Raw genomic sequence first — 12,885 nt, 5'->3', positions numbered from 1 at the left:
CGCAACTCCTTGTCAGCCATCGGTCGGTTTATGTTTTATCGGTCCATCGTTTACAGCAAAGGTGCGAGGTAACCTGCCCAGCGCGAGACCGCTTCGGGGCTGCGCAGCAGATCATTGCGCACCTCGATCAGCACCGCCTCAAGGCCCCGGGCATCGCCGTGCACCGGCACGGTCATGTCGCCCAAGGGATCAATTCTGTACGGCTGGTTGCCCGCCACCTTCAGCGGATGCACTTGCAGCCCGTCGAGCAAACGCAGGGCATAGTCCCGGGCCTGGCCGAACAACACGCCGACTTCCAGTGGTCGCGGCTGGCCGTAATACACCGGGGTGAAACTGTGAATACCGACTACACGCACCGGCCGGCCTTTTGCAATGCGTTCATCGATCAGCGTCTGCAAGCGCGCATGAAACGGCTTGAACAGCGTTTGCCGGCGGTACTCGCGGGTTGCTTCGTCGAGCTCGCGATTGCCAGGTATCGGATAGATCTCGCTCTGCAACGGAATGCTGTCCGGCGCATGGCGCGGGCGGTTGAGGTCGATCAGCAGCCGTGAGTAATTGGCGCTGAGCAACGTGGCGCCGAGTTGTTCCGACAACTGTTCGGCCAGTTGCAGCGCACCGATGTCCCAAGCGATATGTTCGCGCGCGGCCGCCTCGTCCAGGCCCAGATTGTTCAGGGCGTCGGGAATGTAGCGACTGGCGTGTTCGCACACGAGGATCAACGGGTTCGTCGAGTCCTCGCGGCTCAGGTTGTAGACCGGGCGGGTGTACAACCCAAGCTCGGCGGATTCAGTACAGGCGTGCATAGCGCTCACACAGGTCAGCGGGCGAGAGCTGTTCCGTCAGCGCCAGTTCCTCGGTTTTCAGGGCGTAATAAGTGTCGAGCAACGGCTTGGGCAGCCATTCGTTGAAGGCTGCACTGTCACGCAGGCAATCCAGCGCCTGGGCCAGCGAGGCGGGCAGGGCGACGATGCCCCGGGCCTTGCGTTGCTCGTCGTTGAGTGAATCGGGAATTTCATCGGTGATCGCGTTCAGGGCCAGACGCTGTTCGATGCCCAGCCGCCCGGCAATCAGCAGCGCGGCCATGGCCAGATGCGGCGAGGCGGTGGCGTCCATGGCGCGGAATTCCAGGTTGAACTGCTGCGCAGCGGATTTACCCCCCAAGGTCACGGTCGGGCAGATGCGCAACGCCGCTTCACGATTCTGCTGCCCCAGACACGCATAGGACGCGCTCCAGTGGTGCGGCTGCAAACGCTGGTAGGACAGCGGCGTCGGCGCGGTGAACGCGCACAGCGCCGGCAGAAAATGCAGGACTCCGGCAGCCCAGTGCTGGCCGATGCTCGACAGGCCGTTGCTGGTGCCGGCGTCGTACAACATCGGCTGGCCGCTCAGATCGAGCAGGCTGACGTGCAGGTGCACACCGTTGCACACCGCCTCGGCGGCAGTCTTCGGCGCAAAACTCAGGTCGAGGCCCATTTGCCGGGCGATTTCCCGGGTGATTTCGCGCACGTTGACCGCACGATCCGCCGCCGCTACGCCGAGAGTCGGGCGGCAGGTGATTTCGTATTGGTGCTTGCCGTATTCCGGCAGAAACATTTCCGGCTCGACGCCGCCGGCGCGCAGGGCGCTGAGCAGCCAGCCGCCGAATTCGGCGCCCTGGCGCTGCGCTTCGAGAGAGAACGCCGCGTGTTCGGCAATGCCTGCGTGCAGGTTGAATTCATGTTCGAAGGCGGCGTTGACCTGCAACCCCAACTCATCGTGATAGCGCTCGATTTCATCGCGCAGCAATGTGCGTGGGCAGGCGCCCCACGCCTGACCGTCAGTCTCGCGAATATCGGCGTGGATGAAATCCAGCACCGGCGCATTGGCGTCCGGGCCGCTGCCGACAGTGACGCGGCTGCTCAGATCCGGAATCAGCCGCAGGTCGCCGTACGCGCCCCACGGACTGCTCGAAGCGATGATGTCCTGCGGCGTCAACGCGCTGTTGGCGGGGACCCAGCCGCAACCCGCCGCCTGGTAATGCTCCAGCTCATCGGTAGGAAACGAGCGGCCCCGGGTGATGCCGATCAGGTCAGTTGTCACCAGCGTGGTCATCGGTAAAGGCGTCAGGCGCGGGCTCATGGCTGCATCTCCCGCAGACGACCGAGCACGGTGTCGGTGTCGGTGATCCAGCAGTAACCCTTGATCGCGTTGAGGCAGGCGTGATGGCGTTCAGCTGTGTAAGTGGCGCAGGCATCCTCCACCAGCGTGACCAGATAACCACGGTCGGCGGCATCGCGCACGGCCATGTCCACGCATTGGTCGGTGACGATGCCGGCGATGATCAGATGGCGGGTTTGCAGATTGCGCAGCACGTAATCGATGTTGGTCGAGTTGAACACCCCGGAGGAGGTCTTCGGCAGCACGATTTCGTTTTCGGTCGGGGTCAGTTCAGCGATGACCTGAGCCTGCACGCTGCCCTTGGGCAAGTGCATGTCAGACAGTTTGTGATCCAGCGAGCGGTCGCGACCGTCGGCGGTCAGGCTTTCGATAATCGTGTGCAGCACGTTCTGCTGCGCCTGACGAAAGGCGCCAAGCAGGCGCTGTTGGTTGGGCACCACCTGGCTGCGCGTGCGCTGGAGAAAATACTCGGCATCCGCGCCGCTCAGGTGCGGGTCGAATTGCGGTTCGAGCCAGGCGCGCTGCATGTCCACCAGCAACAAAGCGGTGTGGTCGAACGCAAACGGCAAGTCTCGCGGCGAACGGTGGGGAAGGCTGAACATCCTTATTTGTCCTCCAGCAGGTGAGTCGCAAAATCGTTGCGCAGGGCATCGATGCCTTCCAGGCGATCGGCCGGGTCTGGCACGCGCAAGGTCAGGCAGGCAATCAACGCCTCGACCTGCGCCAGCGCCGGCACCATGGTGTCGAACGGCGACGCCGATTCCACCGGCGCGCTGATGATCAGGTCGGCCAATTCGCGCAGCGGCGAGGCGTAGACATCGGTGAACAGCACTACCCGCGCGTTGTTGTTCTTCGCCGCCTGCGCAACGCGCAAAGCCTGGGTCTGGTAGCGCCGGTAGTCGAACACCAGCACCACGTCCTGACGTTGCAGGTCGAACAAGCGGTCAGGCAGCAGCGCGTTATCTTCCAGGGCGAAACAGCCGGGACGCAGCAGACGCAAATGGTTGAGCAGGTAATTGGCCAGCAGAATGCTGAAGCGGCCACCGAAACAGTAGACCTGATGGCGGCTGTCGAGCAGCCATTCCACGAGGATGCGCACGTCTTCAGGCTGGGTCAGGGCTTGGGTGTCGACCAGTAAACGCTGGCTGTCGGCCAGGTAATGCGCCCAGGCATCGTCCTTGTTCTGCTGCGAGCGCGGCTGCAACAGTGTGCGCGGTGAACGCAGGCGATGGTCCATGTCGCTGAGCAGGGCTTCCTGGAATTCGGCATAACCGCCGAAACCGAGCTTTTTCACCAGACGCACGATGGTCGGATCGCTGACACCGGCATGTTCGGCCAGTCGCGCCATAGGCCCGAGACCGTTGCGCGGATACTGATCAAGCAGGGCGCGAACGACTTTGCGCTCCGACGGCGTCAGGTCCAGGCCGGGGTCGGTGATCAGGTCTCTGAGAGGGGGCATCCTGGCTCCTGCTGGATGGGGTGTCGAATTCGTTTCACAATCCGTTAAACGAGTATTTATGTAATGGGTGCTACATGTCTAGCTAATTTTTGTACAGGTTTTCCGAGCACCAAAAGTGTGCAGAGTGCCCGTGTAGCAAGGCTTACGCGGAAGTTGCATTGTTTTGTAGTCCTTTGCCTTCGCTAGTGTCAGACATTGCCCGTGGCGCGCGCGTGGCCAGATGCCGGGCTACGCTGAGGAGCACGGTTTTACGGCACAATGGGCCGCAAATCTCTTGGTGACCGTTATTTTTTTATATATTTCGAGCGAGAACCTGCTTGTGCCAAGTAGCCGTTTGACACTGATTTGCCATGCGCGAACCATCGCACAGAAACTGGCGCGTTTTCCTACGGACGAGCCTGTTGAAAATCTGGCTGTTCCGTCCGACGCGTTCAGGGCGCGATTGGCGGTAACACGGCGGCTGGTGTGTGCCCCGGAGTTGAGAACTCAGCAAACGGCAGCATGGTTTGGCGTCGATGCGCAGATTGATCAAGCCCTGCGCGATTGCGATTGGGGACGCTGGCACGGCCAGTCGATCAAGGATTTGCAGGCCAACCACGCCGACGCGTTGTCAACCTGGCTGGCCGATCCTGAAGCCGCACCCCACGGCGGCGAATCGGTCAGGCAACTGACGCAGCGGGTCTCAATGTGGCTGGACTCCATTGCCGAAACCCCATTACATGTAGTGGCAGTCACGCATCCGTTCGTCATTCGCGCGGCGCTAATGCAGGTGCTGCAGGGCGCGGCGTTCCACGCAATCGACGTCGAGCCCCTGGCGATGATCGACTTGCGCTTCAATGGCATCTGGCGGCTACGCTTGCCGGGCATAGCCCTTGAAGAGGAATTCTGATGAAACAGCTGCTGGTCATCGGCATTGGCGCCGGCAATCCGGACTACATCACGATGCAGGCGGTGAAAGCGCTGAATCGGGTCGATGTGTTCTTTTTGCTGGATAAAGGCCAGAGCAAGCAGACGCTGATCGATCTGCGCCGCGAGATCTGCGAGCGCTACATCACCGACCACGCACATCGCTTTGTCGAAGCCAGCAGTCCGGAGCGCGAGCGCGGCGATGTCGACTACACGGCGAGCGTCGATGCACTCAATCGCGCCAAGCAGCAGACATTCGAACAGCTGATCAATGAAGAATTGTCCGACGGCCAGTGCGGCGGATTCCTGATCTGGGGCGATCCGGCGTTGTACGACAGCACACTGCGGATTCTTCAGGCGATTCAGGCATCAGGCCGCTGTCAGTTTGAATACGAAGTGATACCGGGGATCACCAGCGTTCAGGCCCTGGCTGCGCAGCACAAAATACCTTTGAACACGATTGGTCGCTCAGTAGAAATCACCACAGGCCGGCGATTGGCGGCGGGGCAGGTGAGTGAAGCGGACAGTCTGGTGGTGATGCTCGATGCCGAAGATTCCTATCAGCAAGTGGCAGATCGGCAGACCGAGATTTTCTGGGGCGCTTACCTGGGCACGCCGGACGAGATACTGCTCAGCGGCCGGCTGGCGGAAGTGGCCGATGAGATCGAACGGGTGCGCAAGGCGGCGCGAGCGGAGCATGGCTGGATCATGGATACCTATCTGTTGCGCAAGCCTTGAGTGGTTGGCGCCTGAACAAGCGCTTTCGCGAGCAGGCTCGCTCCCACAGGGAAATGCGTTGCAGAATGTGGGAGCCAGCCTGCTCGCGAAGGGGCCAGAACATTCACCACCGATTGTAGACAGGCAAAAAGAAACCCGGTGCAACGCAAATCGCACCGGGTTTTTTGTTGCCAGCCAACAGCGGATGTCGTGGATCCGCCGTCAACCTAGAACTCCGTATCAGCCGCGTTCCAGCGCCAAAGCCACGCCCTGACCGCCGCCGATGCACAAGGTCGCCAGACCTTTTTTCGCATCGCGCTTGAGCATTTCGTGCAGCAATGTCACCAGCACGCGGCAACCTGATGCGCCGATCGGGTGGCCGAGGGCGATGGCGCCGCCGTTGACGTTGACCTTGTCCAGATCCCATTGCAGGTCTTTGGCCACGGCCAGCGATTGCGCAGCGAACGCTTCGTTGGCTTCGATCAGGTCGAGCTGATCGATGCTCCAGCCGGCCTTGTCCAGGCAGCGGCGGGTGGCCGATACCGGGCCGATACCCATGATCGCCGGATCGACGCCAGCGTTGGCGTAGGCGGCAATCCTGGCCAGAACCGGCAGGCCCAGCGACTTGGCTTTCTCGGCACTCATCAGAATCACGGCGGCGGCACCGTCGTTCAGCGACGAGGCGTTGCCTGCGGTGACGCTGCCGTCCTTTTTGAACGCCGGACGCAGTTTCGCCAGAGATTGTGCGGTGGTATCGCCGCGTGGCTGCTCGTCGACCTTGAACGCGACCGGATCGCCTTTGCGCTGCGGGATCAGGATCGGCGTGATTTCATCAACGAAGCGCCCGGCCTCGATCGCAGCGGCAGCTTTCTGCTGGGAAGCGGCAGCGAAGGCGTCCTGCTGTTCGCGGCTGATCTGGTATTTGTCGACCAGATTCTCGGCAGTGATGCCCATGTGGTAATCGTTGAACGCATCCCACAGGCCATCGCTGATCATGGTGTCGACGATTTGCGCGTGGCCCATGCGCAGACCGGTGCGCGCACCCGGCATGATGTAGTTGGACAGGCTCATGTTTTCCTGACCGCCGGCGATGATCACCTCGGCGTCGCCGCAACGGATCGCTTGCGCGCCCAGGTGCAGAGCCTTGAGGCCGGAACCGCAAACCTTGTTCAGGGTCATGGCCGGTACGGCGTGGGGCAGGCCAGCCTTGATTGCGGCTTGACGTGCCGGGTTCTGCCCGGCGCCAGCGGTGAGCACCTGGCCCATGATCACTTCATCGACCTGCGCACCGTCGAGGCCGGTCTGCTCGAGCAACTGGCGGATCACCGCCGCGCCCAGGTCTACTGCGGATACATTGGCCAGGGAGCCCTGAAAACTGCCGATCGCGGTACGCGTGGCGGCAACAATGACGACGTCTTGCATGTGCGAATTCCTCACTGGGCAGCGAACTGCATTTCCGGTACGTGATCCGGGACGATCAGTTTACCAGCGGTTTTGGCGACGATTTCCTCAACACTGACGCCAGGTGCGCGTTCCTTGAGGACAAAAGCGCCATTTTCGATTTCCAGATACGCGAGGTCGGTCAGCACGCGCTTGATGCAGCCGGCACCGGTCAGTGGCAGGCTGCACTTGGCCAGCAGCTTGGACTCACCATCCTTCGAGGCGTGGGTCATGATGACAATGATGTTGTCGGCGCCGGCCACCAGATCCATCGCGCCGCCCATGCCCTTGACCAGTTTGCCGGGGATCATCCACGAAGCGATGTTGCCTTCCACATCCACTTCGAAAGCGCCGAGCACGGTCAGGTCGACATGGCCGCCGCGGATCATCGCGAAGGATTCGGCGGAATTGAAGATCGACGCGCCGATCCTTGCAGTCACCGTTTGTTTGCCGGCGTTGATCATGTCGGCATCGATGGTTTCTTCGGTCGGGAACGGACCCATGCCGAGCAGACCGTTTTCCGATTGCAGCATGACTTCCATGCCATCGGGGATGTAGTTGGCGACCAGGGTCGGAATGCCGATGCCGAGGTTGACGTAGTAGCCGTCCTGCATTTCGCGGGCGACGCGCTGAGCCATTTGTTCGCGGGTAAGTGCCATGTTGTTGTTCTCCGTAGGCCTGAATTATTTGCGGATGGTGCGCTGTTCGATGCGTTTTTCGAACGTGCCGCAAATGACTCGATCGACGTAGATACCCGGGGTGTGGATCTGCGTCGGGTCGAGTTCGCCGGGCTCGACGATTTCTTCGACTTCGACCACGGTGATCTTGCCGGCGGTCGCGGCCAGCGGATTGAAGTTCTGCGCAGTGTGACGGTAAACGACGTTACCGAAATGGTCCGCCTTCCAGCCTTTGACGATGGCGAAATCGCCGGTGATGGATTCTTCCATCAGGTATTTGCGCCCCTTGAACTCGCGCACTTCCTTGCCTTCAGCAACCGGGGTGCCAACGCCAGTGGCGGTGAAGAACGCCGGAATGCCGGCGCCGCCTGCGCGCATCTTCTCGGCGAGGGTGCCTTGCGGGGTAAGGATGACTTCGATCTCGCCCTTGAGCAGTTGCTCTTCAAACAGTTTGTTCTCGCCGACGTAGGAGGCGATGACTTTGCTGATCTGGCGGTCGGTGAGCAGCACGCCAAGGCCGAAACCATCAACGCCGCAGTTGTTGGAAACCACGGTGAGGTCACGGGTGCCCTTGCGCTTGATCTCGGCGATCAGGTTTTCCGGAATGCCGCACAGACCAAAGCCGCCGGCGATGACTGTCATGCCGTCTTCCAGCCCGGCCATCGCTTCCTCGTAGGAATACACACGCTTGTCGAAACCTGCCATAGGCACCTCTTTTATTATTTGCGGGCGGCTGGCTAGCCGAATGACTGGAGTGTCTCTCTGCTGGATATATTTGTTAAGTTGATTTTTCCGGTTGATTGATTGATAAATCTCACCAATACGCGTTCGGCGATGATCGTTCCCACGCTCCGCGCGGGAATGCCTCCAGGGACGCTCCGCGTCCAGTGACGCGGAGCGTCACGGGCTGCATTCCCACGCAGGAGCGTGGGAACGATCAGGGCCATCGCATCACGGCTTGCAGCTTGACGCTTGCAGCTTGCAACTGGAGCAAAGCGACCATGACCATCAAACAGATCCGGGCCTTTCTCGCCGTGGCCCACAGCCTCAGTTTTGCTGTGGCCTGCGAGCGTCTGCATTTGTCGCAATCGGCGCTCAGCCTGACCATCAAGGCGCTGGAAGAGGGCCTGGGAGGGCGTCTGTTCAGCCGCAACACGCGTAATGTCGCGCTGACCCCGGAAGGCGAGTCCCTGCTGCCGCTGGCGCGCCGCTTGATCGCCGACTGGGACAACGCCGAAGACGAGATGCGCCAGCGTTTCAGCCTGCAACGCGGACGCGTGACGCTGGCGGCGATGCCGTCGTTTGCCGGCAATCTTCTGCCGCCGATTCTCAAGAGCTTCCGCGCGCGTTATCCGAACGTCAACGTGACGGTCAACGACGTGATCAACGAGCAAGTGCTGGAAATGGTCCGCGATCGTCAGGTTGAACTCGGCGTGGCGTTCGCGCCGATGCAGAGCACATCGATGACGTTCACGCCTTTGTATGTCGATCGTTTTGTCGCCGTGGTGCCGGCCGATTCAGCGCTGGCCGGTCGCGCCGACATCGATTGGCAGACCTTGCTGGAGCAACCGTTCATCACCCTGCAGCGGCCATCAACGGTGCGGGTGATGCTGGAAGAGCATTTGCAGGCGCGCGGAATGAAGTTGCCGGTGGAGTTCGAGAGTCATCAATTGGCGACCGTTGGCCGAATGGTTGCCAGCGGGCTTGGGGTCAGCGCGGTGCCGGCATTGTGCGCGGGGCAAATGCGCGAGCTCGGTGCGCATTGCCTGACCTTGAATGATTCTGCGGAGCGGGCGATTGGTGTATTGACCGAGCCGGGCAATGAACTGTCGGCGGCGGCGCAGGCGTTGTTCGAGATTCTCAAGGCTGAAGATTTGCAGCGCCAGTTCGATTTTCCCCTCACCCTGGGAGCGCGGAAACAGAGCGCCGAACGCTGATTCAGTGTGGGAGCGAGCCTGCTCGCGAAGAACGATAACGCGGTCTAACCCTTGGCTACGCGCCACAGATACCAGGCCGCCACCGTCCGATAAGGCTTCCACGCCTGGCCAATCTCGATCATCTGTTTGCGCGTCGGCTGCACCTCCAGTCCCTTCAAGCGCCGATATCCCTCACGCACGCCAAAATCATCCGCCGGCAGGATGTCCATGCGTTCGATGCTGTAGATCAACAGCATCTCCACGGTCCAGCGGCCGACCCCGCGCAGGCTGGTCAGGCGTTCGATCAGGGTTTCATCGTCCATCGCCCGTGCAGTCGGGTAGTCGGGGACCACGCCGTCCAGCGAAGCCTGGGCGATCCCTTGAATCGTCGCAATCTTGCTCGCCGAAAAACCACAAGCACGCAGTCGCTCGACCTCGGTAGCCAGAATCTGCTGCGGATGCGGAAACGACTGGCCGGGGAACAACTCCACCAAACGCCCAAGGATCGCATCGCCGGCCTTGGCGTGCAGTTGCTGATAGGCAATCGCCCGTACCAGCGATTCATACGGGTCGCGCGCCGGATGTGGCTGATGCAGACATGGCCCGACGGCGCTGACATGGCGCAGCCAATCAGCGTCTATCGCGGCCAGAAAAGCGCTGGCCATCTCATACATGTCAGCCATGTTGCGGTGATTCGAACGTACTCATCGAAATCCCTGTTTGCGTGTTGGATCGCACGGCTCAAAAAGCCAATTGTTGAGTCATTTGCAGTGCGGCGTTTTCCAGTCTGAGTAGAAACGCCTTGCGCGGTTGTCCGCCACCATAACCGGTCAGCGAGCCGTCTGCGCCGATCACTCGGTGGCACGGGACCACGATCGACAGCCGATTGTGCCCGTTGGCCAGGCCGACGGCACGGCTGGCGCCGGGTTTGCCCAAGCCTGCCGCGATGGCGCCGTACGTGCTGGTGTGACCGTAGGGGATTTGCAGCAGCGCCGCCCACACCTCGCGTGCAAAAGCGCTGCCGGGCAGGTGCAGCGGCACGCTGAACTGAGTGAGTTTGCCGGCGAAATAATCCGCCAGTTGCACCTCGATCTGCTGCAAGTGGGCGTTATGCCCCGGTGCAATCGCGTAGCCATAACGGTTCTGCAGCGCTTCGACTTCGCGGGTCAGCGCCGGTCGATCGAGAAACTCCAACAACACCAGCCCACGCCGCTCAGCCATGGCAATCATCGGCCCCAGCGGCGTGGTCAGGCGGGTGAACAGCAACGGCTCACTGTTGGCCGCACGGCCCGGGGTGATGTGGAAGGACTTCTGAAACGCATCGCGAAAACCGCTGAGCGACTCGTAGCCGGAGTCGAACGCCGCGTGATCGATCGACGTGCCTTGCCTGATCCCGCCCAAGGCCATGCCAAGGCGACGTGTGCGCAGCCAGGCGTGGAAGGTCATGCCGAAGTGCTGCTTGAACCAGCGTCGCAGTTTCAGCGGTTCGATGCCCTCGGCGAGCAATTGCGCATCGCTCCAGCGCCGTTCGGGATCGGCGTCCACCGCATTGAGCAGGCGCTGCACCCAGTCCGGGGCGATGGCCGCTGCGTCCAGCGGTTTGCAGCGCAGGCAGGCGCGGTAGCCGGCGCACAGGCATTCGTCGGCGTGGGCGAAGAATTCGACGTTCTCCGGTTTCGGCTTGCGCGCCGTGCAACTGGGACGGCAAAAGATCCCGGTGGTTTTCACGGCGGTGAAGAACACGCCTTCATAGGCAGTGTCGCGCTCGAGCATGGCGCGAACCATTTCGGCGTGGGGCGGCAGGGCAGCGGCTGGTATGTTCATGGCCAGAGAGTAAATCCGCTTTGTCGATGGCTCCACCGAAAAATCGACAGTGAATTTTTTCCCTTGTGCAGCACAATGAGCGGGTCGCCGCTTTCGAGGAAGCCAACTCATGCATCCGTTTTCCATTCAGCGCATTGATCACATCGTTCTGCGCGTCGCCGACCTGCAGCGCAGCATCGATTTCTACGCCAGGGTGTTTGGCGCCGAAGTGGTCAGGCATAACCAGCCGCTGGGGCTGGTGCACCTGCGGGCCGGTACGTCGATGATCGATCTCGTCGACCTGGCGGGCGAACTCGGGCGCAAGGGCGGCGGCGCCGCTGATGCGCACAAGCGCAACGTCGATCACTTCTGTCTGCGCATAGAACCGTTCGACGAAGCCGCGCTCATCGCTCACCTGCAATCCTTCGGGCTGACCGTTGAACAAGCCGCCAGGCGTTTTGGCGCCGAGGGTTACGGCTTGTCGCTTTACTGTTTCGACCCGGACGGCAATCAGGTCGAACTCAAAGGCCCGTCCGAGAGCGATCAGCCAGCGGTTTCCTGAAGCAGCAGCTCGGCCACTTGCCCGAGGGCCGAACGGCCGTTTTGCGGTTGTTCAGACGCCAGATTGAACAGCGCCAGTTGCCGATCGGCGCTGGTGCCGCTGTCGATGATCGCCCGGGCACGTTCGAACAACTGCGCCGCGCCCAATACCTGTGCCGTTTCGGCAAAACGCTGCTCGGCCAGTTCCAGCCATTGCGCGAGCGAACAGTCGCCGTCGATGCCTTCGACCAAAAAGCGCGCATGAATCCCCTGATGTTTGGCCCGCCAGCGATTTTCCTCCAGCATCGAACGCGCGGTCTGGTCGTACAGCAATCCGGGCCGTCGCTGTGTACTGGCATGGGCCACCAATACCCGGAAAAACGCCGCCAGGGTCAGCGCATCGTCGACCCGAGGGCAGGCGTCGGTCATGCGCAGTTCCAGGGTCGGAAAACGCGCGGCCGGGCGCACGCCCCACCAACACTCGCCGGGCTGGCTGATCGCGCCGATACGCATGAGCAACGCCAAGTGTTCGTCGTAATGGCGCTGATCGGCAAACAGCGGCGGGATGCCCATGCGTGGCCACTCGTCACACGCGGTCTGCCGATAGCTCATGAAACCGCTGGCGGCGCCATCCCAGATCGGCGACGAACAACTCAGCGCCAACAGCAGCGGCGTCCACGGCAGGACTTCGTTCATCACGGCGATGCGATCCAGCGGCTCGATCACCTCGACGTGCACATGCAGCCCCGACAACACGCTGCGCCGGGCAACATGGTCGTAGCGCTCGAACAGATGATGGAAATGTTCCTCGTCGGTCGGAACCTGCTCGCGCCAGTCGGCCAGCGGATGACTGCCGGCGCTGAGCACGCCCAGAGCAAACGGTTCAAGGGCTGCACCCAAAGCCTGACGGCTGCCACGGAGAAAATCGCCAGCGTGCACAAAGTCGCTGAACACCGGCGAAGCGACTTCGATCTGGCCCTGAAACATCTCTGTGGCAAACCACACGCCCAGCGCCGCCCGGCAAGCCTCGATGGCCTGTGGTGGCGGGCTGCCGACCATGCGCAGGCTCAGCAGGTCAGTGAGAAAGTACTCTTCCTCAATGCCGAATCGCGGGTGGCTCATGACGGTGCTCGAGCAAGTGGTTCTCTTGAGAACCGTGCGCCGTTGCGGTGGTTCACGCCAGGCGACCAGTGCCCCGCGAATGCACCGTTGGTCTTGTCCATTGCACTTGAGCGGCCGAGGCGTTTCCAAACAAGTCCGATCAACGTGT

At 61.6% G+C, this 12,885-nt stretch carries 14 protein-coding genes; 4 read left to right on the top strand and 10 right to left on the bottom strand.

The window, feature by feature from the left end; genetic code table 11:
• Positions 1 to 50: 50 nt before the first annotated feature.
• Genes ACV8MC_RS22775 through ACV8MC_RS22760 form a run of 4 tightly spaced genes read right to left on the bottom strand, consistent with a single transcriptional unit; the run spans position 51 to position 3,616 of the window.
• Complete coding sequence (locus tag ACV8MC_RS22775; protein ID WP_457263570.1) at positions 51 to 803, bottom strand: N-formylglutamate amidohydrolase; 753 nt, start codon at positions 801 to 803, stop codon at positions 51 to 53.
• The gene (locus ACV8MC_RS22770; protein WP_457263568.1) at positions 787 to 2,118 is read right to left on the bottom strand and encodes a glutamine synthetase; all 1,332 of its coding nucleotides are present in this window, start codon (positions 2,116 to 2,118) and stop codon (positions 787 to 789) included. Before ACV8MC_RS22770 ends, ACV8MC_RS22775 begins: the two co-directional genes overlap by 17 nt.
• Positions 2,115 to 2,759 (bottom strand): isochorismatase family cysteine hydrolase, encoded by a 645-nt coding sequence (locus ACV8MC_RS22765; protein WP_457263567.1) that lies wholly within the window; start codon positions 2,757 to 2,759, stop codon positions 2,115 to 2,117. The genes ACV8MC_RS22770 and ACV8MC_RS22765 overlap by 4 nt, the downstream gene beginning before the upstream one ends.
• Before the next feature lie 2 nt (positions 2,760 to 2,761).
• Positions 2,762 to 3,616 (bottom strand): MurR/RpiR family transcriptional regulator, encoded by an 855-nt coding sequence (locus ACV8MC_RS22760; RefSeq protein ID WP_095179557.1) that lies wholly within the window; start codon positions 3,614 to 3,616, stop codon positions 2,762 to 2,764.
• 319 nt (positions 3,617 to 3,935) lie between these two features.
• Here ACV8MC_RS22760 and ACV8MC_RS22755 point away from each other — a divergent pair, with 319 nt between their 5' ends.
• Together ACV8MC_RS22755 and cobF are read left to right on the top strand one after the other, a co-directional pair.
• The gene (locus ACV8MC_RS22755; protein WP_252880147.1) at positions 3,936 to 4,505 is read left to right on the top strand and encodes a histidine phosphatase family protein; all 570 of its coding nucleotides are present in this window, start codon (positions 3,936 to 3,938) and stop codon (positions 4,503 to 4,505) included.
• On the top strand, positions 4,505 to 5,260 hold the full coding sequence (cobF, locus tag ACV8MC_RS22750) for a precorrin-6A synthase (deacetylating) (protein WP_252879854.1): 756 nt from the start codon (positions 4,505 to 4,507) through the stop codon (positions 5,258 to 5,260). Before ACV8MC_RS22755 ends, cobF begins: the two co-directional genes overlap by 1 nt.
• Positions 5,261 to 5,479: 219 nt before the next feature.
• Here the strand turns inward: cobF and ACV8MC_RS22745 are convergent, their stop codons facing one another.
• From ACV8MC_RS22745 to ACV8MC_RS22735, 3 genes are read right to left on the bottom strand one after another with little or no spacing between them, the layout of a single operon-like run.
• Complete coding sequence (locus ACV8MC_RS22745) at positions 5,480 to 6,661, bottom strand: acetyl-CoA C-acetyltransferase (protein ID WP_252883555.1); 1,182 nt, start codon at positions 6,659 to 6,661, stop codon at positions 5,480 to 5,482.
• A gap of 11 nt (positions 6,662 to 6,672) precedes the next feature.
• The gene (locus ACV8MC_RS22740) at positions 6,673 to 7,338 is read right to left on the bottom strand and encodes a CoA transferase subunit B (RefSeq protein ID WP_150742753.1); all 666 of its coding nucleotides are present in this window, start codon (positions 7,336 to 7,338) and stop codon (positions 6,673 to 6,675) included.
• A gap of 24 nt (positions 7,339 to 7,362) precedes the next feature.
• Positions 7,363 to 8,061, bottom strand: a complete 699-nt coding sequence (locus ACV8MC_RS22735) for a CoA transferase subunit A (protein ID WP_016774135.1) — start codon at positions 8,059 to 8,061, stop codon at positions 7,363 to 7,365.
• Between the two features lie 296 nt (positions 8,062 to 8,357).
• On the opposite strand from ACV8MC_RS22735, the gene ACV8MC_RS22730 reads away from it, so the two are divergent.
• A complete protein-coding gene (locus ACV8MC_RS22730; protein ID WP_150742752.1) occupies positions 8,358 to 9,293 on the top strand; it encodes a LysR family transcriptional regulator in 936 nt (311 codons plus the stop codon).
• Positions 9,294 to 9,337: 44 nt separating this feature from the next.
• Here ACV8MC_RS22730 and ACV8MC_RS22725 read toward each other — a convergent pair whose 3' ends face one another.
• Both ACV8MC_RS22725 and ACV8MC_RS22720 read right to left on the bottom strand, forming a co-directional pair.
• Positions 9,338 to 9,955: a DNA-3-methyladenine glycosylase family protein gene (locus ACV8MC_RS22725; protein ID WP_457263563.1), complete on the bottom strand. Its 618-nt coding sequence runs from the start codon at positions 9,953 to 9,955 to the stop codon at positions 9,338 to 9,340.
• A gap of 58 nt (positions 9,956 to 10,013) precedes the next feature.
• The gene (locus ACV8MC_RS22720) at positions 10,014 to 11,096 is read right to left on the bottom strand and encodes a bifunctional transcriptional activator/DNA repair enzyme AdaA (RefSeq protein WP_076567500.1); all 1,083 of its coding nucleotides are present in this window, start codon (positions 11,094 to 11,096) and stop codon (positions 10,014 to 10,016) included.
• 109 nt (positions 11,097 to 11,205) lie between these two features.
• Here ACV8MC_RS22720 and ACV8MC_RS22715 point away from each other — a divergent pair, with 109 nt between their 5' ends.
• Positions 11,206 to 11,637 carry a VOC family protein gene (locus ACV8MC_RS22715; RefSeq protein ID WP_243243298.1) on the top strand — a complete coding sequence of 144 codons (432 nt, stop codon included), beginning with the start codon at positions 11,206 to 11,208 and terminating at the stop codon, positions 11,635 to 11,637.
• Here ACV8MC_RS22715 and ACV8MC_RS22710 read toward each other — a convergent pair.
• Positions 11,619 to 12,737 (bottom strand): carboxylate-amine ligase, encoded by a 1,119-nt coding sequence (locus ACV8MC_RS22710; protein WP_457263560.1) that lies wholly within the window; start codon positions 12,735 to 12,737, stop codon positions 11,619 to 11,621. The genes ACV8MC_RS22715 and ACV8MC_RS22710 overlap by 19 nt on opposite strands.
• Positions 12,738 to 12,885 lie beyond the last annotated feature (148 nt).

The organism is Pseudomonas sp. PK-RTE-24 (assembly GCF_054052265.1).
Note: the sequence above shows the minus strand (reverse complement) of the source record. Positions and strands in the feature narration are given on the sequence as shown.